This is a genomic window from Kitasatospora sp. NPDC036755 (assembly GCF_040636595.1).
Taxonomy (GTDB): domain Bacteria; phylum Actinomycetota; class Actinomycetes; order Streptomycetales; family Streptomycetaceae; genus Kitasatospora.
Genome location: NZ_JBEZUT010000125.1, coordinates 1 through 23,332, shown reverse-complemented (window position 1 = coordinate 23,332; position 23,332 = coordinate 1). Strand labels below are relative to the sequence as shown.

Annotated in this window: 23 protein-coding genes, 2 tRNA genes and 2 pseudogenes; 22 read left to right on the top strand and 5 right to left on the bottom strand. The window is 72.4% G+C overall.

Annotated elements, in window-relative coordinates; translation table 11 throughout:
- A pseudogene (locus AB0E96_RS20055) lies at positions 1–182 on the top strand (hypothetical protein); the annotation flags it as partial.
- 38 nt (positions 183–220) lie between these two features.
- Here AB0E96_RS20055 and AB0E96_RS20050 read toward each other — a convergent pair.
- Both AB0E96_RS20050 and AB0E96_RS20045 read right to left on the bottom strand, forming a co-directional pair.
- Positions 221–790: a CGNR zinc finger domain-containing protein gene (locus tag AB0E96_RS20050; RefSeq protein ID WP_359825345.1), complete on the bottom strand. Its 570-nt coding sequence runs from the start codon at positions 788–790 to the stop codon at positions 221–223.
- A gap of 462 nt (positions 791–1,252) precedes the next feature.
- Entirely contained in the window at positions 1,253–1,666 is a 414-nt protein-coding gene (locus AB0E96_RS20045; RefSeq protein WP_030056266.1) for an SsgA family sporulation/cell division regulator, read from the bottom strand.
- A gap of 194 nt (positions 1,667–1,860) precedes the next feature.
- On the opposite strand from AB0E96_RS20045, the gene AB0E96_RS20040 reads away from it, so the two are divergent.
- From AB0E96_RS20040 to AB0E96_RS20030, 3 genes are all read left to right on the top strand, one after another.
- A complete protein-coding gene (locus AB0E96_RS20040) occupies positions 1,861–2,319 on the top strand; it encodes a TIGR02611 family protein (RefSeq protein WP_359825343.1) in 459 nt (152 codons plus the stop codon).
- 76 nt (positions 2,320–2,395) lie between these two features.
- Positions 2,396–2,467: transfer RNA gene (locus AB0E96_RS20035), tRNA-Val, on the top strand.
- A 207-nt stretch (positions 2,468–2,674) separates the two neighbouring features.
- Positions 2,675–2,746 (top strand) — tRNA-Val (locus tag AB0E96_RS20030).
- 80 nt (positions 2,747–2,826) lie between these two features.
- Here the strand turns inward: AB0E96_RS20030 and AB0E96_RS20025 are convergent.
- Positions 2,827–3,594, bottom strand: coding sequence for an exonuclease domain-containing protein (locus AB0E96_RS20025; protein WP_359825341.1), 768 nt, complete (start codon positions 3,592–3,594; stop codon positions 2,827–2,829).
- A gap of 165 nt (positions 3,595–3,759) precedes the next feature.
- Between AB0E96_RS20025 and AB0E96_RS20020 the strand changes: the two genes are divergently transcribed.
- The 4 genes from AB0E96_RS20020 to AB0E96_RS20005 all read left to right on the top strand — a co-directional run bounded on the left by AB0E96_RS20020 (position 3,760) and on the right by AB0E96_RS20005 (position 8,285).
- Positions 3,760–4,314: a DUF4365 domain-containing protein gene (locus AB0E96_RS20020; protein WP_359825338.1), complete on the top strand. Its 555-nt coding sequence runs from the start codon at positions 3,760–3,762 to the stop codon at positions 4,312–4,314.
- Positions 4,315–4,346: 32 nt separating this feature from the next.
- Positions 4,347–5,510 (top strand): hypothetical protein, encoded by a 1,164-nt coding sequence (locus AB0E96_RS20015; RefSeq protein ID WP_359825337.1) that lies wholly within the window; start codon positions 4,347–4,349, stop codon positions 5,508–5,510.
- 88 nt (positions 5,511–5,598) lie between these two features.
- Positions 5,599–7,578: a threonine--tRNA ligase gene (gene thrS / locus AB0E96_RS20010; protein WP_359825334.1), complete on the top strand. Its 1,980-nt coding sequence runs from the start codon at positions 5,599–5,601 to the stop codon at positions 7,576–7,578.
- Between the two features lie 146 nt (positions 7,579–7,724).
- A complete protein-coding gene (locus AB0E96_RS20005) occupies positions 7,725–8,285 on the top strand; it encodes an HIT domain-containing protein (RefSeq protein ID WP_359825332.1) in 561 nt (186 codons plus the stop codon).
- Between the two features lie 69 nt (positions 8,286–8,354).
- Here AB0E96_RS20005 and AB0E96_RS20000 read toward each other — a convergent pair whose 3' ends face one another.
- Positions 8,355–10,001, bottom strand: coding sequence for a hypothetical protein (locus tag AB0E96_RS20000; RefSeq protein WP_359825329.1), 1,647 nt, complete (start codon positions 9,999–10,001; stop codon positions 8,355–8,357).
- A 195-nt stretch (positions 10,002–10,196) separates the two neighbouring features.
- On the opposite strand from AB0E96_RS20000, the gene AB0E96_RS19995 reads away from it, so the two are divergent.
- Positions 10,197–10,622, top strand: coding sequence for a DUF393 domain-containing protein (locus tag AB0E96_RS19995; RefSeq protein ID WP_359825328.1), 426 nt, complete (start codon positions 10,197–10,199; stop codon positions 10,620–10,622).
- Positions 10,623–10,661: 39 nt separating this feature from the next.
- On the opposite strand, the gene AB0E96_RS19990 is transcribed toward AB0E96_RS19995, so the two are convergent.
- A complete protein-coding gene (locus tag AB0E96_RS19990) occupies positions 10,662–12,710 on the bottom strand; it encodes an elongation factor G-like protein EF-G2 (protein ID WP_359825325.1) in 2,049 nt (682 codons plus the stop codon).
- Positions 12,711–12,998: 288 nt separating this feature from the next.
- Here AB0E96_RS19990 and pgsA point away from each other — a divergent pair, with 288 nt between their 5' ends.
- The 13 genes and pseudogenes from pgsA to AB0E96_RS19925 all read left to right on the top strand — a co-directional run.
- On the top strand, positions 12,999–13,646 hold the full coding sequence (gene pgsA, locus AB0E96_RS19985) for a phosphatidylinositol phosphate synthase (RefSeq protein ID WP_359825323.1): 648 nt from the start codon (positions 12,999–13,001) through the stop codon (positions 13,644–13,646).
- A 16-nt stretch (positions 13,647–13,662) separates the two neighbouring features.
- Positions 13,663–14,649 (top strand): phosphatidylinositol mannoside acyltransferase, encoded by a 987-nt coding sequence (locus tag AB0E96_RS19980; RefSeq protein ID WP_359825320.1) that lies wholly within the window; start codon positions 13,663–13,665, stop codon positions 14,647–14,649.
- A 67-nt stretch (positions 14,650–14,716) separates the two neighbouring features.
- Positions 14,717–15,901: a glycosyltransferase family 4 protein gene (locus AB0E96_RS19975; protein ID WP_359825317.1), complete on the top strand. Its 1,185-nt coding sequence runs from the start codon at positions 14,717–14,719 to the stop codon at positions 15,899–15,901.
- A gap of 89 nt (positions 15,902–15,990) precedes the next feature.
- Positions 15,991–16,359, top strand: a complete 369-nt coding sequence (locus AB0E96_RS19970; RefSeq protein WP_359825315.1) for an isomerase — start codon at positions 15,991–15,993, stop codon at positions 16,357–16,359.
- 74 nt (positions 16,360–16,433) lie between these two features.
- A complete protein-coding gene (locus tag AB0E96_RS19965; RefSeq protein ID WP_359825351.1) occupies positions 16,434–16,934 on the top strand; it encodes a hypothetical protein in 501 nt (166 codons plus the stop codon).
- 129 nt (positions 16,935–17,063) lie between these two features.
- Positions 17,064–17,975: a pyridoxal 5'-phosphate synthase lyase subunit PdxS gene (gene pdxS / locus AB0E96_RS19960; protein ID WP_359825313.1), complete on the top strand. Its 912-nt coding sequence runs from the start codon at positions 17,064–17,066 to the stop codon at positions 17,973–17,975.
- Positions 17,976–18,070: 95 nt separating this feature from the next.
- On the top strand, positions 18,071–18,694 hold the full coding sequence (gene pdxT, locus AB0E96_RS19955) for a pyridoxal 5'-phosphate synthase glutaminase subunit PdxT (RefSeq protein ID WP_359825311.1): 624 nt from the start codon (positions 18,071–18,073) through the stop codon (positions 18,692–18,694).
- Between the two features lie 77 nt (positions 18,695–18,771).
- Positions 18,772–19,530 (top strand): YebC/PmpR family DNA-binding transcriptional regulator, encoded by a 759-nt coding sequence (locus AB0E96_RS19950; RefSeq protein ID WP_049651428.1) that lies wholly within the window; start codon positions 18,772–18,774, stop codon positions 19,528–19,530.
- Positions 19,531–19,684: 154 nt separating this feature from the next.
- Positions 19,685–20,236 carry a crossover junction endodeoxyribonuclease RuvC gene (ruvC, locus tag AB0E96_RS19945; protein WP_359825348.1) on the top strand — a complete coding sequence of 184 codons (552 nt, stop codon included), beginning with the start codon at positions 19,685–19,687 and terminating at the stop codon, positions 20,234–20,236.
- Positions 20,233–20,844 (top strand): Holliday junction branch migration protein RuvA, encoded by a 612-nt coding sequence (gene ruvA, locus AB0E96_RS19940; RefSeq protein ID WP_359825307.1) that lies wholly within the window; start codon positions 20,233–20,235, stop codon positions 20,842–20,844. Before ruvC ends, ruvA begins: the two co-directional genes overlap by 4 nt.
- Positions 20,845–20,896: 52 nt before the next feature.
- On the top strand, positions 20,897–21,982 hold the full coding sequence (ruvB, locus tag AB0E96_RS19935) for a Holliday junction branch migration DNA helicase RuvB (RefSeq protein WP_359825304.1): 1,086 nt from the start codon (positions 20,897–20,899) through the stop codon (positions 21,980–21,982).
- 260 nt (positions 21,983–22,242) lie between these two features.
- Positions 22,243–22,644, top strand: coding sequence for a preprotein translocase subunit YajC (gene yajC / locus AB0E96_RS19930; RefSeq protein WP_359825301.1), 402 nt, complete (start codon positions 22,243–22,245; stop codon positions 22,642–22,644).
- Between the two features lie 147 nt (positions 22,645–22,791).
- A pseudogene (locus tag AB0E96_RS19925) lies at positions 22,792–23,332 on the top strand (protein translocase subunit SecD); the annotation flags it as partial.

Below are 23,332 nucleotides of genomic sequence, written 5' to 3'. Positions count from 1 at the left end.
GGTTCGTATCACCTGAAGGCCGAGTTCTCGCATCACATCGATGTCAAATGGGCTCGGCGCCCGAGCGCCCGGCGGTGGCGCCCGCGCCCAGGGCTCCGAAGAAGCAGTCCGCGGCCCCGCGGGAGGACGGCCTCGGCGACTTCGCCGACATCGAGGAGATCCTCCGCAAGCGCGGCATCTGAGCGGAAGGGCCCGAATGGGGCCGGACGGGCGGGGCGGGTCAGGCGGAGGGGACGGTCTCCGCCGACCGCTGCCGCGCGCGGTAGGCGGCGACGTGCAGCCGGTTGCCGCAGGTGCGGCTGTCGCAGTAGCGCCGCGAGCGGTTCCGGGAGAGGTCCACGAAGACCCGCGCGCAGTCCGGTGCCTCGCAGCGGCGCAGCCGATCCCGCTCGCCGGCCATCAGGATGAAGGCCAGCGCCATGCCCAGCTCGGCCGCCAGGTGGTCGCCGAGCGCGGCGTGCGGCGCGAAGTAGTGGATGTGCCAGTCGTGGTCGTCGTGGTTGGTCAGCCGGGGTGTCGTCCCGGCGGCCGCGACGAGCGAGTTGACCAGCTCGGCGGCGGCCTCGGTGGACTCGGTGGCGAACACCTCGCGCAGCCGGGTGCGCAGCTCGTGCACCCGCCGCAGGTCGTCCTCGGTCAGCGTGTCGATTTCGCTGATCTCCTGGCGGACCACGAAGGCGTCCAGCGCGGCGACGTCCGGCAGCCGCTCGGCGCCGCACACCTCGGGTGCGGTGTTGAGCAGCTCCACGAGGAGGCTCAGCGCGCACTCGGTGTCATGGGTGATCAGCACGTTGGGGGCTCCTCGCGCAGGGGACTCCGATACCCCGCGTCCGCGGTTACCCCAGACCATACCGGGCCTCGTACCGGCGGGGCGGAGCCTTTGTTCGAAGATGTGTGCGGAGTCCGGCAAGGCGCCCGAAACCGGGCGCGGATCGGGCCGTCGGGCCCCGGGGTGGTGTCCGGCGCCGTCCGACGCGCCCAGCGGCGGCGGGTGGCGCCACCGGACGTGCAGGGCCCCGCGAAGACGTCGGCGCCCGGCGTCGAGGCCGGCCATCCGTGGGGATGACCGGCCTCGGCGCCGGGCGCCTTCGGTGCGGGGCGTCCGCTCCGGTGGGAGCGGGGCCGCTCACCGGCCCCGAGACCGCGTCGTGCGCGGCTGAGTCCGCTGCCGTGCCCCCGAGTAGGACGGCTGCGATGACGGCAGGGGGTGCGGCCCCGCCGACAGCGGGGCGTCACCGCCCTCCGGACGGGGTCAGCTTTCGGCGAGGATGTGGGACAGCTCCCGGTCGAGGTCGAAGTGACGGTGTTCGGTGCCGGGGGGCACCGCGGCGTCCGTCCGCTTGAGGAAGGACTCAAGCGCTCGGGCCGGGGCCTCCAGCAGGGCTTCTCCTTCAGGAGAGCTCAGTGCGATGCAGACCACCCCTTGCCCGTGGCTGCGCGACGGCCACACCCGGACGTCTCCGGTACCGGTGGGTCGGTGCAGCCCCTCCGCGAGGAGATCTCGGGCGAACACCCACTCCACGGTCTCGTCGGCGCCCGTGTGGAACGTGGCGTGCACGGCGTAGGGGTCGGCGGTGTCGTAGCGCAGGCCCGCGGGGACGGGCAGTGAGGACTCGCTGGACACGATGAGGCGCAGGTGCAGCTCGCAGCTGACCGTGGTGTTCATAAGCGCCATGGCCTTTCGCTCAGTGTGCGCTCGGGGAATCGCACGTCGGCGAACGGACCATCCCACCCCCAAGACCGATGTAAACCCCTCTGTCCCGATTCGGGCGCGAGTCGTACCCCTTACGGCGCATTGCGGAATCGCCCCGCAGCGGCCGGGCCGGGCATTCCCCGGCACATCTTGGTTAGTTTCCTGGCATGACTGTGCGAAACGACAAGGCGGCCGGGAACGCGGGATCGGGTGAAGCGACTGCGGCGGTTGACGCAACCGTCGACGGCGGACGGGCGGTCGGCTCACGGGCCCCGGCCTTCGTTCGCCGCTCCCCGGCGCTGCACCGGATCTGGCAGGTGGCGATCTTCCTGGCCGGCCTCGCCGTGGTGGCGCTCGGGCTGGTCATGCTCCCGCTGCCCGGTCCCGGCTGGCTGGTGATCTTCCTCGGGATGGGGATCTGGGCGACCGAGTTCGTCTGGGCCCAGCTGGCCCTGCGCTGGACCCGGCGCAAGGTCGCCGAGGCCGCCCAGCGGGCCATGGACCCGCGGGTGCGCCGCCGCAACCTGACGCTCACCGCGATCGGGCTGGCCGTCCTCGTCGGGGTGGGCGGCTGGTACCTCGCCCGCTACGGCCTGGTCGTCCCCTGGCGGCTGGACGAGAGCTGACCCGCCCGGGCGGGGCCGCCGGCGGGGGAGGTGTTCGGAGCACCCTCCGGGATGCGGTAATGTTTTCTCTGCACCCGGGCGATTAGCTCAGCGGGAGAGCACTTCGTTCACACCGAAGGGGTCACTGGTTCGATCCCAGTATCGCCCACCGGAATGCATTGTGATACGTGAGGCCCAGCCGATTATCGGCTGGGCCTCACGTGTATTTCCGGATTCCGCCCGAAGGGCCGTCGGTAATCGGCTGAGGCGCTGTCATCTTCCGTGCGGAGCGCGAGTTCTGCGGAGGCGTCGGCCTGCCCGGACGGGCGAGTTGTACGACCAGCCCTGAATGGTGCTACAGTTCTTCTCGTTGCCCGGGCGATTAGCTCAGCGGGAGAGCACTTCGTTCACACCGAAGGGGTCACTGGTTCGATCCCAGTATCGCCCACCGGACAGCACGCAGGCCCTGACCAGGAAACCGGTCAGGGCCTGCGGCGCGTTCCGGCCCGGTACGCCGGGCCGCCCCGTTCACGCCGCCGCTTCGCAGCGGTGCTCCGGCTCCAGCCGGCGCCCGCAGCCGCACCGGGCCGGCCGCAGCGGCCAGGACAGGTCCACCCGTTCCGGGGTGCCCGAACGGTCGAACCAGTTCTGCAGCCCGCGCGCCTGCGCCGCGTGCCAGATCGCCTGCCGCAGGTGCAGTTCCGCCGCCGACAGCCCGCCGAGCGCCGCCGGGTAGCGGGCGCCGATCCGCCGGGTCAGGGCCAGCGCCGCCGTCGCGTCCGCCGCCGCGTCGTGCGCCCCGGCCAGCTCCACGCCGTAGTGGGCGCACAGGTCGGTCAGCGTCCGGCGGCCCTTGCGGTAGCGGTCCACGTGCTTGTCCAGCACCCGGGGATCGATCACCACCAGGCCGGCCGCCGACAGTCCGGTGGCCAGCGTCAGCCCGTGATGACGGCGCAGCTCCCGGTCCAGCAGCGTCAGGTCGTAGGGCGCGTTCATCACCACCACCGGACGCCCGGCCAGCGCCTCGGCCGCCAGCGCGCGGGTGACCTCCGCCACCACGGTGCGGGCCGGCCGGCCGTGGGCGCGCACCTGTTCGTCGGTGATGCCGTGCACCGCGCGGGCGCCGTCCGGGATCGGCACGCCCGGATCGGCGAGCCAGGTGGTGGTCCGGGGCGGCGTGCCCGGCGCGAGCTGGACGACCAGGGCGGCCGAGACGATCCGGTCGTTCTCGACGTCCACGCCGGTCGTCTCGGTGTCGAAGGAGGCGAGTGGTCCGGTGTACCAGTGCTGCTGCATGACGGCCCCTCAGACGAGCGTTGCGCCCGGTTGATACCCGGTTCTGACGCCCCTTCAACCCGTTTGGCCCAAGCCCGACCGGGGATCCTGCCGATGACTGTCCCGTTCGAATCGGCCGGCCCGTCCGGGCCGGGACGGGCCCGGAGCCGGGGAGGCCACGGGGCGATGGCACTGACCCAGCCGCAGCCCGAGGAGGCGGCGGCCGTACTGCGCGGGAACCTCGCGGTGACGGCGTGCATGGAGACCCTTCAGGTCGGCTACCTGCACGCGGTCGCGGCCGCGGCCGGCTGCTCGCTCTCCCAGCCGTTCCCGGACAACGGCATCGACTGGCACGTCAGCCACGGCTCCCGGGCGCACGAGGTGGACGACGAGGTCACCGTCAAGATTCAGCTGAAGGCCACCCAGCAGGTCGCGCCCGACCCCGCCGGGCCGTTCTTCAGCTTCACCCTGGACAACGACCACCTGCGCAAGCTCGCCCGGCCGCGGGTCGCCGTGCCGCGGATCCTGGTCGTGATGCTGCTGCCGCGCCGGGTCGACCACTGGCTGCGGGCCCGCCCGGACGCCCTGGAGCTGCGGCACTGCTGCTACTGGATCAACCTGGCCGGCCACCCGGTCACCGGGCGGCGGCGCACCAACGTCCGGGTACCCACCGCCGAGGTCTTCGACGACCGCGCGCTCTGCGACATCATGGCCCGGGTCGGCGCGGGCGGCAGCCCGTGACGGCCCGGCCCCGGCAGGGAGGAACCGGACCCATGACACCGCCGTACGGACCGGGCGATCCGGCCCGGCCCCTGCCCGACCCGGCCGCCGTCGACCCGGCGGTGCTGGCCACCCTGCTCGCCCGGCACGGCTGGGTCCGCCGAGGCGGCCCGGCCGCCCGGTACGGACGGTGGACCCCGCCCGACGACGAACCCGGCACCAGCCTGCTCGTCCCGGCCGGTGACGGCTTCGAGGACGCCGTCGAACTGCTCACCGACGCCGTGACCGCGCTCTCCCGCTCCCGCACCCCCTCCGCCCGCTCGATCCTGCTCGCCCTCGCCGTCCCCGGCGACGAACTGCGCTGGCACCGCGAGCCGGCCGGCCCCGCCGGCACCACCCCCTGGGACGAGGCCGAGCGGCTCCGGCAGTCGGCCCGCGGCATGCTCGCCGCCGGCGCCAAGGCCGCCCGCATCAGGGCCGGCTACTTCGGCGCCCGGCTGGACGGCCTCGCCGGGGACTTCCTGGAGCAGGTCCTGCTGGTCGAACAGGGGGCCGCCCTCACCGCCCACACCCCGGCCCCCGAGGGCCGCGCCGCCGTGACCACCCTGGTCCGCGCGCTGGAGGCGCTGCGCGACGCGGTCGACTACCGCAGGGTCAGCGGCGGGCCCGAGGCCTTCGGGAACGCCGTCCGGGCCGGGGTCAGCCGGGAGCTCGTCCGGTCCGTCGAGGACCTGGTGCGGAACGCGACGGCCGCCCGGCTCAGCGTCGCCTGGTCGCCCACCGCCGGGACACCGGGTGGCTTCGGGGACCGCCGGATCGACCTCGACTTCTCGCCCGGCGACCTGCCCGCCCTGGCGGAGGCCGCCGATCTGCTGGAACGGATCGAACCCTCCGTCGACGTCACCGTGGTCGGCGTGGTCACCCGGCTCAAGCGCGCCGACCCGGCCGGCCCCGGCTCGGTACGGCTGCGGGTACTGGCCGGCGCCGAGGTCCGCGAACTCAGGCTCCGCCTGCCCGACCCCGACTACCGGCTCGCCGCCGAGGCCCACCTCGCGGGCCTGCCCGTACGGGTCTCCGGCCGGCTGGACCGGCACGGCGGCTTCCGCCGGCTGACCCGCCCGCACGGACTGGAGCTCCGCGGCTGGGAGGACGGGGACCGCGAAAGGCTGCTGAAGTCGCTCGGGGAGACGGCGGAAGGAGGGGGAGAAGGGGCGTAGGTGGACGGCGGGGGCGGCGCTCTCGGTACCATCGTCACGCGCAGCGCAGTGTTGCGCCCTCTGAAATCCAGCACGTCAGGAGAGACCGGTGACGGACGTCCGGGTAATCATCAGCCGCGAACCCGATCGGGAAGAGCGCGTGGTGACGACGGGCACCACGGCCGCCGAGCTCTTCGCCGACGACCGCTCGATCATCGCCGCCCGGGTCGGCGGCCAGCTCAAGGATCTCGCGTACGTCGTCCGGGACGGCGAGGAGGTCGAGCCGGTCGAGATCAGCAGCAAGGACGGCCTCGACATCCTGCGCCACTCCACCGCGCACGTGATGGCCCAGGCCGTGCAGCAGCTCTACCCCGAGGCCAAGCTCGGCATCGGCCCGCCGGTCAAGGACGGCTTCTACTACGACTTCGACGTCGAGAAGCCCTTCCACCCCGATGACCTCAAGGCCATCGAGAAGCGCATGCAGGAGATCATCAAGCGCGGGCAGAAGTTCTCCCGCCGCGTGGTCACCGACGAGTCCGCCCGCGAGGAACTGGCCGCCGAGCCGTACAAGCTGGAGCTGATCGGCCTCAAGGGCTCCGCCGCCACCGCCGGCGAGGGCGCCGATGTCGAGGTCGGCGCCGGCGAGCTCACCATCTACGACAACCTGGACGCCAAAACCGGCGAGCAGTGCTGGGGCGACCTCTGCCGAGGCCCCCACCTGCCCAGCACCCGGCACATCCCGGCGTTCAAGCTGATGCGCAACGCGGCCGCCTACTGGCGCGGCAGCGAGCGCAACCCGATGCTCCAGCGCATCTACGGCACCGCCTGGCCGACCAAGGACGAGCTCAAGGCCCACCTCGACTTCCTGGTCGAGGCCGAGAAGCGCGACCACCGCAAGCTCGGCAACGAGCTCGACCTCTTCTCCATCCCCGAGGAGATCGGCTCCGGCCTCGCCGTCTTCCACCCCAAGGGCGGCATCATCCGCCGGGCGATGGAGGACTACTCGCGCCGGCGGCACGAGGAGGAGGGCTACGAGTTCGTCTACACCCCGCACGCCACCAAGGGGAAGCTCTTCGAGAAGAGCGGCCACCTCGACTGGTACGCGGACGGCATGTACCCGCCCATGCAGCTCGACGAGGGCGTGGACTACTACCTCAAGCCGATGAACTGCCCGATGCACAACCTGATCTTCGACGCGCGCGGCCGCTCGTACCGTGAACTGCCGCTGCGCCTCTTCGAGTTCGGGACGGTGTACCGGTACGAGAAGTCCGGTGTGGTGCACGGCCTGACCCGGGCCCGCGGCTTCACCCAGGACGACGCCCACATCTACTGCACCCGCGAGCAGATGGCGGAGGAGCTCGACTCCACCCTGACCTTCGTGCTCAACCTGCTGCGCGACTACGGTCTGACCGACTTCTACCTGGAGCTGTCGACCAAGGACCCGGTGAAGTACGTCGGAACCGACGAGGCCTGGGAGGAGGCCACCGCCGTCCTGGCGGGCGTGGCCGAGAAGCAGGGTCTCCCGCTGGTCCCGGACCCGGGCGGCGCGGCCTTCTACGGCCCGAAGATCTCGGTGCAGGCGAAGGACGCCATCGGCCGGACCTGGCAGATGAGCACCATCCAGCTCGACTTCAACCTGCCCGAGCGTTTCGACCTGGAGTACACGGCGGCGGACGGCTCGCGCCAGCGGCCGGTCATGATCCACCGTGCGCTGTTCGGCAGCATCGAGCGCTTCTTCGCGGTGCTGCTGGAGCACTACGCCGGCGCCATGCCGCCGTGGCTGGCCCCGGTCACCGTGACCGGCATCCCGATCACCGACGAGCACGTGCCGTACCTGCTGGAGGTCGCGGCCGAGCTGAAGAAGCACGGGATCCGGGTCGAGGTGGACACCTCGGACGACCGCATGCAGAAGAAAATCAGGAACGCGCAGCGGAGCAAGACGCCGTTCATGCTGATCGCGGGCAACGACGATGTCGAGGCGGGCGCGGTGTCCTTCCGCTACCGCAACGGCGAGCAGAAGAACGGCGTGCCCCGTGACGAGGCCATCGCCGAGATCGTTGATGCCGTGGCGCGTCGTATCCAGGTGTGATGTGGGCCCCGCTTGAGCGGGGGTAGTCCGAAGATTCGGAACGCGCACAAGGCCAAGATGCCGTAGGCCCCGCGTTCGCGGGGTTGCGCGGGGCAGGCTCTCGATGAGTCTGCCCCGCGCGGCTTTGCAAGCACCGCCGGGCGAATATGCTGATCAGCATGACGACTGAGCCGGAACTGCAGCGGGGCGTCGGTGAGCCGGACGGCTTCCGCCGCCTGTGGACCCCCCATCGGATGGCCTACATCCAGGGGGAGAACAAGCCCACAGGCCCGGCTCCGGACGACGGTTGCCCGTTCTGCTCGATCCCGTCCCTGAGCGACGAGGACGGGCTGGTCATCGCCCGGGGGAGCGCCGTGTTCGCGGTGCTGAACCTGTACCCGTACAACGGCGGGCACCTGATGGTGGTCCCGTACCGGCACGTGGCCGACTACACCGAGCTGGACGAGGCCGAGACGGCCGAGCTGGCGGACTTCACCAAGAAGGCGATGACGGCGCTGCGGGCGGCCTCCGGCGCGCACGGGTTCAACATCGGGATGAACCAGGGCGCGGCGGCCGGGGCCGGGATCGCGGCGCACCTGCACCAGCACGTGGTGCCGCGCTGGGGCGGGGACACCAACTTCATGCCGGTGGTCGGCCACACCAAGGTGCTGCCGCAGCTGCTGGCGGACACCCGGAAGATGCTGGCCGAGGTCTGGCCGCGGGGCTGATCCGGTCACCGCACGAGGGAGGGCCCCGCCGAGACGTTCGGCGGGGCCCTCCCTCGTGTTCTCCCGGGGTCAGCCGGCGTTGAAGGTGTCCACGTCGTACGGACGGGGGCTCTGCGCCTCGGACTTGATGATCGAGGTGCGGTTCTTGAAGAAGCGGTCGGCGTCCAGGTCGTGCTCCTCCAGGAACTCCAGCGTGGCCGCGTGGACGGCGGCGAGCACCGGGACGGAGGCGTTCTGGGCGTTGTCGACCATGGAGCGGTTCTCCCAGGCCCGGCCGGCCCAGATGTGCCGCAGTCCGAAGGGCTCGGGCAGCCCGAGCCCGCCGCCGAGCCAGGTGAGCAGGCCGGGCATCCGGTAGAAGGGGGCGCGGACGGCCTGGCGGACGACCTCGTCGTTGTCGATCAGGGGGAGCTTGACGGTGCGCTCCTCCCAGAACTTCACGCTCTTGGCGACCGACTTCTCCTTGTCCTTCGGCTTGTCGAAGAACACGCCCTTGACCGGGCCGAGCGCGTACCCGGACACGGTGATGTTCAGGACGTTGGCGAGCAGGGTGACGGTGACGGTGAAGGTGAGGACCAGCTTGCCGTCGTGGGTGATGAACTGGGTCGCGAGGTAGTGCCGGGGGCCGCCGGAGAACGTCTGCTTGTCGGCGACGCTCTGCACGGCGAAGTCGCGCATCCGGTCGCCGTCCATGTCGGCGTTGCCGGGGCGGCTGATCTCGTCGGCGCCCGCACCGACGTCGAAGACCACCCACTGCTTGATGGCGACGTTGGGGATGCCGCTGTTGGCGACGTGGCTGACGCCCAGGCCCTTGAGGTGGGAGGAGATCCGGCGGATCAGGTCCCAGGGGTGGAAGGCGCGGAAGTCGACGTGGCCCTCGGCGGGGTGGAGGGTGTCGGCGAGGCGCCACTCGCCCCAGCGGCGGCCGGCACCGAGGATGCCCTTGGGGCCGGCGTAGTGGTGGATGTTGGTCTCCTGCTCGGCGTCCAGGCGGCCGAGCTTGTCGCGCAGGTCGGTGGCCTTCTTGTCGAGGTCGTCCCGGGGGACGGCCTTGGCGACGGAGGCGGCCACCGCGCTGCCCTCGACCAGGGCCTGCCAGCGGGCGCGCAGCTCCTTGGCGGAGCGCTCGACGATCCGGCGGGCCAGGTACCAGCCGATGACCGGCGCGAGCATGGTGATGCGCAGGTAGACGCCGATGAAGCCGGTGGCCGGCGGGCGGATCGCGAGGTAGATGGCGAGGGCCGCGGCCGCGAGGAGCACCAGGGCACCGTAGGCGTCCGCGTTCTTCGGGTTGTCCCGCTTGAGCCACGCGCGGAGCTGGAAGGCGGCGAGCCAGACCAGGGTGCCGGGGAGGAAGAGCGCGCCGGTGGCGATGGAGACGCTGCTGAGCTGCCGGTCGCGGGTGTTGCGCAGCTCCTCGGCGGCCAGGCAGTGTTCGACGACCTGGCGGGTGTCGACTCCGAAGGCCGGGACGAGGGGCTTGCGGCCGCCGCCCAGGGCGCGGGAGATCAGCGCTTTGCTGAACGCCTCGCCGAGGTTGGGGCGGAAGAGCGCGAAACGGCCCTTCTTCTCCGTGGCGTCGGTGACGGCGCCGACGAAGCCGCTGACCTCGCCGTCGCGGTAGGCGGTCGAGGAGAGCCCCTGGGTGATGGCGGTCTGCGGTCCGGTGTCGGTCCGGGGTATCTGCGCACCCGGGGTCATGTCGAGTGTGGTCACGGTGGCGTCCCCTCCTCCCCTTGTCAGCGGCAGGTTACCGTGCCGTGGCACCCCCGCGCGGATGATCGTCCGAAGTGCCGTCACCGGAGGCCCGCCGGGAATGATGCCCGGCTTCGGGCAGGTCGATGCCCACGGCGGGGGCGACGGGGGAGGTGGGGCAGGATGGACGGTGGAAGCGAGGAAAGGGGAGCGGCCGTGAAGGATCCGGTGCTGGTCTTCGACGGGGACTGCTCGTTCTGCTCGTCCTGCGTGCGCTGGGCGGAGCGGTACCTGCGGCAGACGCTGGCCTCGGGGGGCTGGGAGGCGGTGCCGTTCCGGTTCGCGGACCTGGCGGCGCTGGACGGGCGCGCGGGCGGGCGCGGCGAGGTCTCGGCGGAGCGGGCGGAGCGCGAGGTGCTCTGGGTGACGCCGACCGGCCGGGTGTACGGGGGCGCGCAGGCGGTTGCGCGGCTGCTGATGCGCTCCGGCGGGGCGTGGGCATACCTGGGCGCCGTGTTGACGGCGGCGCCGGTGCGGCCGCTCGCGGGGACGGCCTACCGCTGGGTGGCGCGCAACCGGCACCGGATGCCGGGGGGTACGGCGGCGTGCGCGCTGCCCGACCGGAAGACCGCCGGCTCGTAGCAGCGTCCGGCCCGTGCGAGCCCCCGGCCGCGGGAGCGCTCAGTCGGTGTAGCGCTCGGCCAGGGCTGCGGGCATGGGTTCGTGGCGCAGGTAGGCCCGGGAGAACTCGGCGGTGCCGTGGGTGAGCGAGCGCAGGTCGATCGGGTAGCGGACGAGCTCGAGTTCAGGGACCTCGGCGCGCAGCAGGGTGAGGCCGGTGCCGCCGGTCTCGGTGCCCAGGACCCGGCCGCGGCGGGCGGAGAGGTCGCCGAGGACGGCGCCGAGGTAGTCGTCGGGCAGCAGGACGCTGACGGCGGCGACGGGTTCGAGCAGGCGGATGACGGCGTGCTCGGCGGCGTCGCGCAGGGCGAGGGCGGCGGCGTTCTGGAAGGACGCGTCGGAGGAGTCGACGGAGTGCGCCTTGCCGTCGGTGAGGGTGACCCGCACGTCGACCAGCGGGTACCCGGTGGCGACCCCCTTGACGAGCTGGGCGCGCACGCCCTTCTCGACGGACGGGATGAAGTGCTTGGGGACGGCGCCGCCGACGACGTGCTCCTGGAACTCGAAGCCGGAGCCGGCTGGCAGCGGTTCGACCTCCAGGTCGCAGATGGCGTACTGGCCGTGGCCGCCGGACTGCTTGACCAGGCGGCCGTGGCCGGCGGCGGCGGTGCCGAAGGTCTCGCGCAGCGCGACCTTCGGCTCGACGGTGTCGACGTGGACGCCGTGGCGGGTGCGGAGGCGGTCGAGGACGACCTCGGCGTGGGCCTCGCCGGTGCACCAGAGGACGAGCTGGTGGGTGTCGGGGTTCTGTTCCAGGCGCAGCGCCGGGTCCTCGGCGGTGAGGCGGGCGAGGGCCTGGGAGAGCTTGTCGTCATCGGCCTTGCTGTGGGCCTCGACGGCGATCGGCAGCAGCGGCTCGGGGAGCGTCCAGCCGTCGAGGTCGACGGGGTGGCCGGGGTCGTGGACGGTGTCGCCGGCGCGGGCGGTGGTGAGTTTGGCGGCGCAGACGAGGTCGCCGGCGACGGCGTGCGGGACGGGCCGCTGGAGCTTGCCGAAGGGGCTGGTGAGGGCGGTGACGCGTTCGTCGCCGTTCTGGTCGGCGGTGTGGGCGGGCCCGGCGAGGTGGATCTTGGTGTCGGGGCGCAGGGTGCCGGCGTACAGGCGCAGCAGGCTGATCCGGCCGACGTAGGCGTCGCCGGTGACGCGGACGACCTGGGCGGCGAGCGGGGCGTCGGGGTCGCAGGCGGGGCCGGGGCGGGTGCGTTCGGTGGGGTCGGGGAAGGTGTGCACGACGAGGTCGAGGAGTTCGGCGGCGCCGAGGCCGTTCTCGCTGGTGGGGACGGCGGGGTGGAGCGCGCAGGAGAGGACCTCGCGGCGCAGGCCGGCCTCGAGGGAGTCGGTGTCGAGGGGGTCGCCGGAGAGGTAGCGCTCCATGAGGGTGTCGTCCTGGCCGGAGATGGCCTCGACGAGGCTGTCGTGGGCGGGGGCGGTGTCGGGCAGCGGGTCGGTGTCGCCGTAGGTGTCGCCGGTGAGGAGGTCCACGGAGCCGTCGGGGTGCCCGTCGTGGAGGACGGGCAGGAAGAGCGGGCGGAGGGTGTCGGGGCCGAGTTCGAAGGCGTCGTGGCAGGCGGTGAGGATCTCGTCGAAGCCGGTGCGGGCGAGGTCGAGCTTGGCGACGGCGATGGCGCGGGGGATGCCCTCGGCGGCGCACTCGCGCCACAGGGCGCGGGTGGGGGCGGTGACCGGGTCGGTGGCGGAGACGACGAAGACGGCGGCGTCGGCGGCGTGCAGGGCGGCGCGCAGGTCGGCGGTGAAGTCGGGGTGGCCGGGCGGGTCGATCAGGTTGATCTTGACGCCCTTCCATTCGAGCGGGAGGAGCGCGAGCTGGACGGAGCGCTGCTGCTGGTGCTCGATGTCCTCGTGGTCGGAGACGGTGGTGCCGTCGGCGACGCGGCCGGCCCGGCCGGTGGCTCCGGCGGCGAGTGCGAGGGACTCGGCGAGGGTGGTCTTGCCCACACCGCTGGAGCCGATCAGGACGACGTTGCGCAGGTCCTTGGGGCCGGTGACGGCGGGTGCCTGGCCGGCTCGTACCGTGCTGCGGTCGGGCATCGGGGTCTCCTCCCGTGGCGCCGAGGCTGTCCATCGCAGTCTAGGTGCGGGTGTCGTGGCGGCGCGTTTCGTACGGCCGGTCGGGTCCGGACGGGGCGTGTGTCGCACGGGTGGTCGGTGACCGTCCGTGTGTGCGCGGTGGCGGGGGCGGCGTCCGGCGGTGCGTGCGCCGGAGCGTGTCCTCGGCGTGGCTACGATGGGTGGGCCGGACGGGCTGATCCGCCCGGCCGCCTGCCGCGCGTTCTGCGCCAGGCGGGTATCTGGGAGATCGGAGCGGCTGGGAAGGCCATGCTCAACAAATACGCGCGTGCCTTCTTCACACGTGTCCTGACCCCGTTCGCCGCGTTCCTGATCCGCCTGGGCGTGAGCCCGGACGCCGTGACGCTGATCGGTACCGCCGGTTCGGTGGCCGGTGCCCTCGTGTTCTTCCCGCGTGGGGAGTTCTTCTGGGGCACCATCACGATCACGCTGTTCATCTTCTCGGACCTGGTCGACGGGAACATGGCCCGCCAGCTGGGTCGGAGCACGAAGTGGGGGGCGTTCCTCGACTCCACCCTGGACCGGGTCGCGGACGCGGCGATCTTCGGTGGTCTGGCGATGTGGTACGCGGGCAAGGGTGACGACAACCTGCTCTGCGCGGTGGCGATCTTCTGCCTGGCGAGCGGCCTGGTGGTGTCGTACACGAAGGCCCGGGCGGAGAGCCAGGGTCTGCCGTGCGACGTGTCGGGGCTGGTGGAGCGGGCCGAGCGGCTGGTGGCCAGCCTGGTGGCGGCCGGGGTCGCGGGTCTGCACACGTTCGGTGTGCCGTACGTGGAGTGGCTGCTGCCGGTGGCGCTGTGGCTGGTGGCGGCGGGCAGCCTGGTGACGGTGTTCCAGCGGATGCTGACCGTGCGCCGGGAGGCGTTCGAGGCCGACCGAGCGGCGGCCGGGAGCTGATGGGGGGCGTCCTGCGGTGACGGACCGACTGGTGTACTGGGCGTACGCGCTGGGGTGGGGGCTGCTGAAGCACCTGCCGGAGCGGGTGGCCCGGGGGTTGTTCGACCGGCTGGCGGACTACGCGTGGCGCAAGCGCGGCAAGCGGGTGCTGCAGTTGGAGGCGAACCTGCGCCGGGTCCGTCCCGGGCTGGACGAGGCCGCGATGCGGGAGCTGTCCCGGGCCGGGATGCGCTCGTACCTGCGGTACTGGATGGAGTCGTTCCGGCTGCCGGTGTGGAGCCGGGAGCGGGTGGCCCGGGACGTGCGGGTCGACGGCTTCGAGCACCTGCGGGCGGCGATGGAGGCCGGGCGGGGCGCGGTCATAGCGCTCCCGCACATGGGCAACTGGGACCTCGCGGGGACCTGGGTGGCGCAGCGGGGCTACCCGTTCACCACGGTCGCGGAGCGGCTGAAGCCGGAGCGGCTGTTCGACCGGTTCGTGGAGTTCCGGGAGGGCCAGGGCATGGAGGTCCTGGCGCTGACCGGGGGGTCGGTGAACGTGATCGGCACGCTGGCGCGGCGGCTGCGCGCGGGCCGGCTGGTCTGCCTGGTGGGGGACCGGGACCTGTCGGAGGCGGGCATCGGGGTGTCGTTCTTCGGTGAGGAGACCCGGATGCCGGCCGGTCCGGCGGCGCTGTGCCAGCGGACCGGGGCGGCGCTGCTGCCGGTGACGCTCTGGTACGACGGCCCGGTGCTGCGGGGGCGGATCCACCCCGAGGTCGCGGTGCCCGAGGAGGGCGACCGCAAGGAGCGCACCCGGGCGATGACCCAGGCGATGGCGGACGTGTGGGAGCGGGGCATCCGCGAGTACCCGCAGGACTGGCACATGCTGCAGCGGTTCTGGCTGGCGGACCTGCCGCGCCGTGAGACGGTGGGGGCGGCGCCAGGGGGGCGTACGGCGGCCGCTTCGCAGACCGCTCCGGCGGTCGTTCCGGAGCCCGCGGCCGAGGCCTCCGGGTCCTGATCCGTCCCGCTGTCCCGCCGTCACGCCGCGCCGTCCGCACGACCGTCCGAAGGAGCTCGAGGAATCCGTGAAGATCGGCATCGTCTGCCCGTACGACTGGGACGTCCCCGGTGGGGTGCAGTTCCACATCCGGGACCTGGCCGAGCACCTGATCGGTCTGGGGCACGAGGTGTCGGTGCTGGCGCCGGCCGAGGACGACGAGGCGCTGCCGCCGTACGTGGTCCCGGCCGGGCGGTCGGTGGCGGTGCCGTACAACGGGTCGGTGGCGCGGCTGAGCTTCGGGATCCTGTCGGCGGCGCGGGTGCGGCGCTGGCTGCACGATGGGCGCTTCGACATCCTGCACGTGCACGAGCCGGCCGCGCCGAGCCTGTCGATGCTGGCCGCGTGGTCGGCGACCGGGCCGATGGTGGGGACGTTCCACACGTCCAACCCGCGGTCGCGGGTGATGATCGCGGCCTCGCCGATCCTCCAGCCGGGGCTGGAGAAGATGCGGGCCCGGATCGCGGTGTCGGAGTACGCCCGGCGCACCCTGGTGGAGCACCTGGGCGGGGACGCGGTGGTGATCCCGAACGGCGTGGACGTGGGCTTCTTCGCCGAGGCCGAGTCGGACGAGCGCTGGACGGGCGGGGCGGCGAAGGGCGAGCCGGGCACGATCGGCTTCATCGGCCGGATCAACGAGCCGCGCAAGGGCCTGCCGACGCTGCTGGCGGCGCTGCCGAGGATCCTGGCGGAGCGGCCGGGGGTGCGGCTGCTGGTCGCGGGCAAGGGCGACGAGGAGGAGGCCGTCGCGGGCCTGGCGCCCGAGGTGCGCGCGCAGGTGGAGTTCCTCGGCATGGTGAGCGACCGGGACAAGGCCAGGCTGCTGCGCAGCGTGGACCTGTACGTGGCGCCGAACACCGGTGGCGAGAGTTTCGGGATCATCCTGGTCGAGGCGATGTCCGCGGGCGCGCCGGTGCTGGCGAGCGATCTGGACGCGTTCAAGCAGGTGCTGGACGGCGGGGACGCGGGCGAGCTGTTCCCGGTGGAGGACGCGGACGCCCTGGCCCGTACGGCGCTGCGGCTGCTGGGGGACCCGGCCCGGCTGGAGGAGCTGCGGGAGGCCGCCTCACGGCACGTGCGGCGGTTCGACTGGTCGACGGTGGGCGCGGACATCCTGGCGGTCTACGAGACGGTGACGGCCGGCAACGCGGCGGTGGTCGAGGAGGACGAGCGCAGCGGTCGGCGGGGCCGGTTCGGGCTGGCCCGCGACTAGCGGTTCGCGTCGGCGGGGCCGGGGCCGGGGGTCCGCGTCGGCGGGGTTAGGGTCGGGCGTCCGCACCACTGCGATCCACGGGGGCACACATGCCGCAGATCTCCGTCGACTACTCGGCCGACCTGGCCGGCACCTTCGACCGCCGGGGCCTCGGCCTGGCGATCAACCGGCTGGCGGAGACGACGATCGACGCGAAGCCGGAGTCCTGCAGGACGGTGTTCCGGCAGAGCGAGGAACTGGTGGTCGGCACCGGCGGGGCGGACGGCGACACCCAGGTGTTCGTGGAGTTCCAGATCTTCCCGGGCCGTACGCCGGAGGCGAAGGCGGCGCTGAGCGAGGGCGTGCTGGCGCTGCTGGCGCAGTACGTCCGGCCGCGGCCGGGCACCCGGTTGTTCACGGCGGTGAACGTCGCGGACATCGACCGGGAGAGCTACCGGAACGCGACCGCCCAGGGCTGAACCGGTGACACCCGGTAACGTAGCGGCCCGTGACTACCTGGATCTGGGCCGGCGTGGCCGTGGTGCTGTTCGGCATGTACCTGAGTTGGACGGCCGGCCGTCTGGACCGGCTGCACGCCCGGATCGACGCCGCGCGGGCGGCGCTGGACGCGCAGCTGGTCCGTCGGGCCTCGGTGGCGATGGAACTGGCGACGTCCTCGCTGCTGGACCCGGCGGCCTCGCTGCTGCTGCTGGACGCGGCGCACGCGGCGCGGCAGGCCGAGGACGAGCAGCGCGAGGTGGCGGAGAGCCAGCTGAGCCTGGCGCTGCGGGCGGTGTTCGAGGAGCCGGAGCAGGTGGCGGCGCTGATGGCCGAGCCGGGCGGTGAGGACGCGGTTCGTGATCTGACGGCCGCGGTGCGGCGGGTGCCGATGGCCCGTCGGTTCCACAACGACGCGGTGCGGGCGGCCCGGGCGGTGCGCGAGCACCGGCTGGTGCGGTACTTCCGGTTGGCGGGCAAGGCGCCCTTCCCACTGGCGTTCGAAATGGACGATGCCCCGCCGCCCGCCCTCACGCCCGAAGGGGCGCCTGCTTAAGGTGTCCCCCGGATACGGCCCGTTTGTCGTATCCCGTCGTCCGGGCTGGACTTGGTGGCGCATGATGGGGCCATTCGGTCTGCCTACCATAGGGCGATAGCACTGATTCATCTTCGAGTGAGGTCTCACGTGTCCACCACCCCCACCACCGCAGACCAGCCGCAGATCGGCACCGCCCGGGTCAAGCGCGGCATGGCCGAGCAGCTCAAGGGCGGTGTGATCATGGACGTGGTCAACGCCGAGCAGGCCAAGATCGCCGAGGACGCCGGCGCGGTCGCCGTCATGGCCCTGGAGCGGGTTCCGGCGGACATCCGCAAGGACGGCGGCGTGGCCCGCATGTCCGACCCGAACATGATCGAGGAGATCATCGAGGCGGTCTCCATCCCGGTGATGGCCAAGTCCCGCATCGGTCACTTCGTCGAGGCCCAGGTGCTGCAGTCGCTGGGCGTCGACTACATCGACGAGTCCGAGGTGCTGACCCCGGCCGACGAGATCAACCACTCCGACAAGTGGGCGTTCACCACCCCCTTCGTCTGCGGCGCCACCAACCTGGGCGAGGCCCTGCGCCGCATCGCCGAGGGCGCGGCCATGATCCGTTCGAAGGGTGAGGCCGGCACCGGCAACGTCGTCGAGGCCGTCCGCCACCTGCGCCAGATCAAGAACGAGATCGCCAAGCTGCGCGGCTTCGACAACAACGAGCTGTACGCCGCCGCCAAGGAGCTGCGCGCCCCGTACGAGCTGGTCAAGGAGGTCGCCGAGCTCGGCAAGCTGCCGGTCGTGCTGTTCTCCGCCGGTGGCGTGGCCACCCCGGCCGACGCCGCGCTGATGCGCCAGCTGGGCGCCGAGGGCGTCTTCGTCGGCTCCGGCATCTTCAAGTCGGGCGACCCGGCCAAGCGCGCCGCCGCCATCGTGAAGGCCACCACCTTCTTCGACGACCCGAAGGTCATCGCGGACGCCTCGCGCAACCTGGGCGAGGCCATGGTCGGCATCAACTGCGACACCCTGCCGGAGACCGAGCGCTACGCCAACCGCGGCTGGTAGCCACCCGCCGTTCCGAGCCGGCCCGCCGCAGCGCCTCGGTGCGCGGCGGGCCGCGCCACGTAGTCCGTCGTAACGATCGATAGAGGTTGAAGACCGTGAGCACTCCTGTCATCGGCGTCCTCGCCCTGCAGGGCGACGTCCGCGAGCACCTGGTGGCGCTGGCCGAGGCCGACGCGCTCGCCCGTCCGGTGCGCCGCGCCGAGGAGCTGGCCGAGGTCGACGCGCTGGTGATCCCCGGCGGGGAGTCCACCACCATGTCCAAGCTGGCGCTGCTGTTCGGCGTGATGGACCCGCTGCGCGAGCGGGTCGCCGCCGGGATGCCGGTCTACGGCACCTGCGCGGGCATGATCATGCTGGCGGACAAGATCCTGGACGGCCGGGAGGACCAGCAGACCGTCGGCGGCATCGACATGACGGTGCGCCGCAACGCCTTCGGGCGCCAGAACGAGTCCTTCGAGTCGGGGATCGACTTCGCGGGCCTGGACGACGTGCCGGTGCACGGCGTCTTCATCCGCGCCCCCTGGGTCGAGTCGGTCGGCGCGGGCGTCGAGGTGCTGGCCGAGCTGCCCGCCGCGGACGGTCCGGAGAGCCGGATCGTGGCGGTGCGCCAGGGAAACCTGCTGGCGACCTCCTTCCACCCGGAGCTGACGGGTGACCACCGGGTGCACGCGTACTTCGTGCGGATGGTCGAGGAGCACCTCGCCGCGGCCGCGCGTTGACCGTGTGCGCCTCACCGGTGGCACACCGGTAAGATCTCATCTGTTCATTTCCCTTTGGCGACGTAAAGGAGCTGGCGATGTCCGGCCACTCTAAGTGGGCTACCACCAAGCACAAGAAGGCCGTGATCGACGCCAAGCGCGGCAAGCTCTTCGCCAAGATGATCAAGAACATCGAGGTGGCGGCGCGCACCGGCGGTCCCGACCCGGCGGGCAACCCGACCCTCTACGACGCCATCCAGAAGGCGAAGAAGAGCTCGGTCCCGATCGACAACATCAACCGCGCCGTCAAGCGCGGTGGCGGTCTGGAGGCCGGCGGCGCCGACTACCAGACCATCATGTACGAGGGCTACGGCCCCAACGGTGTCGCCGTCCTGATCGAGTGCCTCACCGACAACCGCAACCGCGCGGCCTCCGACGTGCGCGTCGCGATGACCCGCAACGGCGGCTCGATGGCCGACCCGGGCTCGGTGTCCTACCTGTTCACCCGCAAGGGTGTCGTCATCGTCCCCAAGGCCGACGGCGTGGACGAGGACAAGCTGTTCGAGGTCGTCCTGGACCAGGAGCCCGAGGAGATCAACGACCTCGGCGACTCGTTCGAGATCGTCTCCGAGGCCTCGAAGATGGTCGCCGTGCGCACCGCGCTGGTCGACGCCGGCGTCGACTACGACTCGGCCGAGGCCAACTTCCTCCCCAGCATGCAGGTCGAGCTGGACGTCGACGGCGCCCGCAAGATCCTGAAGCTGATCGACGCGCTGGAGGACAGCGACGACGTGCAGAACGTCTTCGCCAACTTCGACATCTCCGACGAGGTCGGTGCGCAGCTCGACGCCGAGTGACACGGCATCGATCGATCGACGGCGAGTGACCGTTCTCACTGCCCGGCCCGGTGGTCCCTGGACCACCGGGCCGGTGTCGTCGGTGGGGTTGTCGGACCCGGGCGGTAGCCTGCGGAGGTCCTTCACGGCGAGTGGCAGGGAGTCGGGGCGAGTGGTGCGGGTACTGGGCGTGGACCCGGGGCTGACCAGGTGCGGGGTCGGCGTGGTCGAGGGCGCGCCGGGCCGGCCGCTGCGGATGGCCGGGGTCGGCGTGGTGCGCACCCCGGCCGAGGCGGAGATCGGGCAGCGGCTGCTCCGGGTCGAGCAGGGCATCGAGGCCTGGCTGGACGAGCACCGGCCCGACCTGGTCGCCGTCGAGCGGGTCTTCGCCCAGCACAACGTCCGCACCGTGATGGGCACCGCCCAGGCCAGCGCCGTCGCGATGCTCTGCGCCACCCGGCGCGGCATACCCGTCACCCTGCACACCCCCAGCGAGGTCAAGGCCGCCGTCACCGGCTCGGGCCGGGCCGACAAGGCGCAGGTCACCGCCATGGTGCAGCGCCTGCTGCGGCTGGACGCCCCGCCCAAGCCCGCCGACGCCGCCGACGCGCTGGCGCTGGCCATCTGCCACATCTGGCGCGGCGGGGCGACGAACCGGCTGGAGGCCGCCGTCCGGGCCGCCCGCACCACCGCACGCTCCACTCCTCCGAAAGGCACCGTCCGATGATCGCCTTCGTCCAAGGGCCCGTGGCGGCCATCTCCTCCGGGATCGCGGTGGTCGAGGTCGGCGGGGTCGGCATGGCCGTGCAGTGCACCCCGAACACCCTGGCCGGACTGCGGCTGGGCGAGCCGGCCCGGCTGGCCACCTCGCTGGTGGTCCGGGAGGACTCGCTGACGCTCTTCGGCTTCGCGGACGACGACGAGCGCTCCGTGTTCGAGATCCTCCAGGCCGCGCCCGGCGTGGGCCCCAAGCTGGCGCAGGCGATCCTCGGGGTGCACAGCCCCGACGCGCTGCGCGCCGCGATCGCGGGCGGCGACGAGAAGGCCCTGGTCGCGGTGCCCGGCATCGGCAAGGCCAAGGCGGCGAAGCTGCTGCTGGAGTACAAGGACAAGCTCGGTGCCCCGCACGGCGCCGTGCCCGCGCAGAAGCCGCTCGCGGCCGGCCCGGCGCCGTGGACCGAGCAGCTGCACTCCGCGCTCACCGGCCTCGGCTACGCCCCGCGGGAGGCGGACGACGCGGTCGCGGCCGTCACGCCGGAGGCCGAGGCGCAGGCGACGCCGGACGTCGGCGCCCTGCTCCGGCTCGCCCTGCGCGGCCTCAACCGCGCCCGCTGACCACTGACGATCTGTCCCTTTGTCGACACCGGAGATTCTGGAGCCCGCGACGATGTACGACCCGGAACCCGCCGACCGGCTGGTCACGGCCGCCGCCGACGGCGAGGACCAGGCGGTGGAGGCGGCGCTGCGCCCCAAGCTGCTGGACGAGTTCATCGGCCAGGAGCGGGTGCGCGAGCAGCTGTCCCTGGTGCTCCAGGCCGCCCGCAAGCGCGGCAGCGCGCCCGACCACGTGCTGCTGAGCGGCCCGCCCGGGCTCGGCAAGACCACCCTGTCCATGATCATCGCCGCCGAGCTGGGCGCCCCGATCCGGATCACCTCGGGCCCGGCCATCCAGCACGCGGGGGACCTCGCGGCGATCCTCTCCTCGCTCACCGAGGGCGAGGTGCTCTTCCTCGACGAGATCCACCGGATGTCCCGGCCGGCCGAGGAGATGCTCTACATGGCGATGGAGGACTTCCGGGTCGACGTGATCGTCGGCAAGGGGCCGGGCGCCACCGCCATCCCGCTGGAGCTGCCGCCCTTCACCCTGGTCGGCGCCACCACCCGGGCCGGCCTGCTGCCGCCCCCGCTGCGCGACCGCTTCGGCTTCACCGGGCACATGGAGTTCTACGCCCCGTCCGAGCTCCAGCGGGTGGTGCACCGCTCGGCCGCGCTCCTGGACGTGGAGATAGACCCGGCCGGCGCGGCCGAGATCGCCGGGCGCTCGCGCGGCACCCCGCGCATCGCCAACCGGCTGCTGCGCCGGGTCCGCGACTACGCCCAGGTCCGGCACGACGGCAGGGTCAGCGCCGGGATCGCCGCTCAGGCGCTGGATGTCTACGAGGTGGACGCCCGCGGCCTGGACCGGCTGGACCGCGCGGTGCTGGACGCGCTGCTGCGGCTGTTCGGGGGCGGTCCGGTCGGTTTGTCGACACTCGCGGTCGCCGTGGGGGAGGAGTCCGAGACGGTCGAGGAGGTCGCCGAGCCCTTCCTGGTCCGCGAGGGCCTGCTCGCCCGCACCCCGCGGGGCCGGATCGCCACCGCCGCGGCCTGGCAGCACATGGGTCTGACCCCGCCGGTACAGAACCCGGCGGTCCGGACCGCTCGCGGAAGTGTTCCGGCGCAGTCGGAGCTGTTCCCCGCCGACGAAAGTTGACCGCCATCGGCTGAACGGGTGAGTCCGGTCGGGCGGTTCCCACCCGATGCTTCCGTGGTGGCACAGGGAGAAGCCCGGAACGACGTCCGGGGAAACTGTGCAGGACGAGGCTCGCCACTTTCGGCGGCAGGATGCGATGCTTGGCGTTGTCCGATCGATTCGGGGTCGCCTAGACTCCGCCGGACCGCCCCTCTCACCTGACGGGCCGACCAATACCACACAGGCCGCCGGCCGGCGGCCCGTAAAGGACCCTGGCTGCAGTGAACCTCATCATCCTCCTCCTCCCGATCATCGCGATCGTGCTCATGTTCCGGTCGCAGAAGAAGCGCCAGCAGCAGATGCAGCAGATGCAGACCGCGCTGGAGCCCGGGGCCGGTGTGCGCACCATCGGTGGCCTGTACGCCCAGGTGAAGGCGGTCAACGAGGAGACCGTCGAGCTGGAGATCGCGCCCGGCGTGGTCACCCACTTCACCAAGAGCGCGGTCGCGGCCGTCCTGGACCCCCAGGAGTACGACGCGATCATCAACGGTCGCCCCGCCGATGACGAGCTGCCCGAGCCGGAGGCCGAGGACGCCGAGCCGGTCGAGGACAAGCCGCTGACGCTCACCAAGGACAGCGCCGAGAAGGGCGATGCCGAGGGCGGGGCTCCCGCGAGCAAGTAGTACGGACGGGCAACCCGCCCGTTCGCGCGGCACAGTGCCGCGAGCCCACAGGACCTCAGGGCCGCAGAACCGCCGTACCCCCGTCCCGACGATCGCCGGCCGGGGGTACGGCCGGGAAAGTGGCATGGACAGGGAGAAACGAGCAAGGTGGCAACACCCAAGTCGCGCCCGCGCGACGGCTACCCAGGGCGGGCGCTGGCCCTCATCCTGGTCGTCACCGTCGGACTGGTCGCCCTCATGTTCGGGACGGGCACCACCAAGCCCCGGCTCGGGATCGACCTCGCCGGTGGCACCAGCATCACGCTGACCGCGAAGTCGACCGATCCCAAGGCGCTCAGCAAGTCCAACATGGACATCGCCGTCGGGATCATCGAGCGCCGGGTCAACGGTATGGGTGTCTCCGAGGCGGAGGTCCAGACCCAGGGGTCGGACACGATCATCGTGAACATCCCCAAGGGCGGCGACCGGCAGAACGCGGCGGACCAGGTCGGTACCACCGCCAAGCTGTTCTTCCGTCCGGTCCTGGCCACGGCCCCCAGCGGCGTCAGCGCCCCGGCTCCGACGGGCACCCCGTCCGCGGGCGCCACCGGCACCCCGGCCGCCACTCCGCCGGCCACCGCCGGCGCCCCGTCCGCCTCCGCCGGTGCCCCCTCCGCGGGCGCCACCAAGCAGGGCCGCCCCGCGAGCG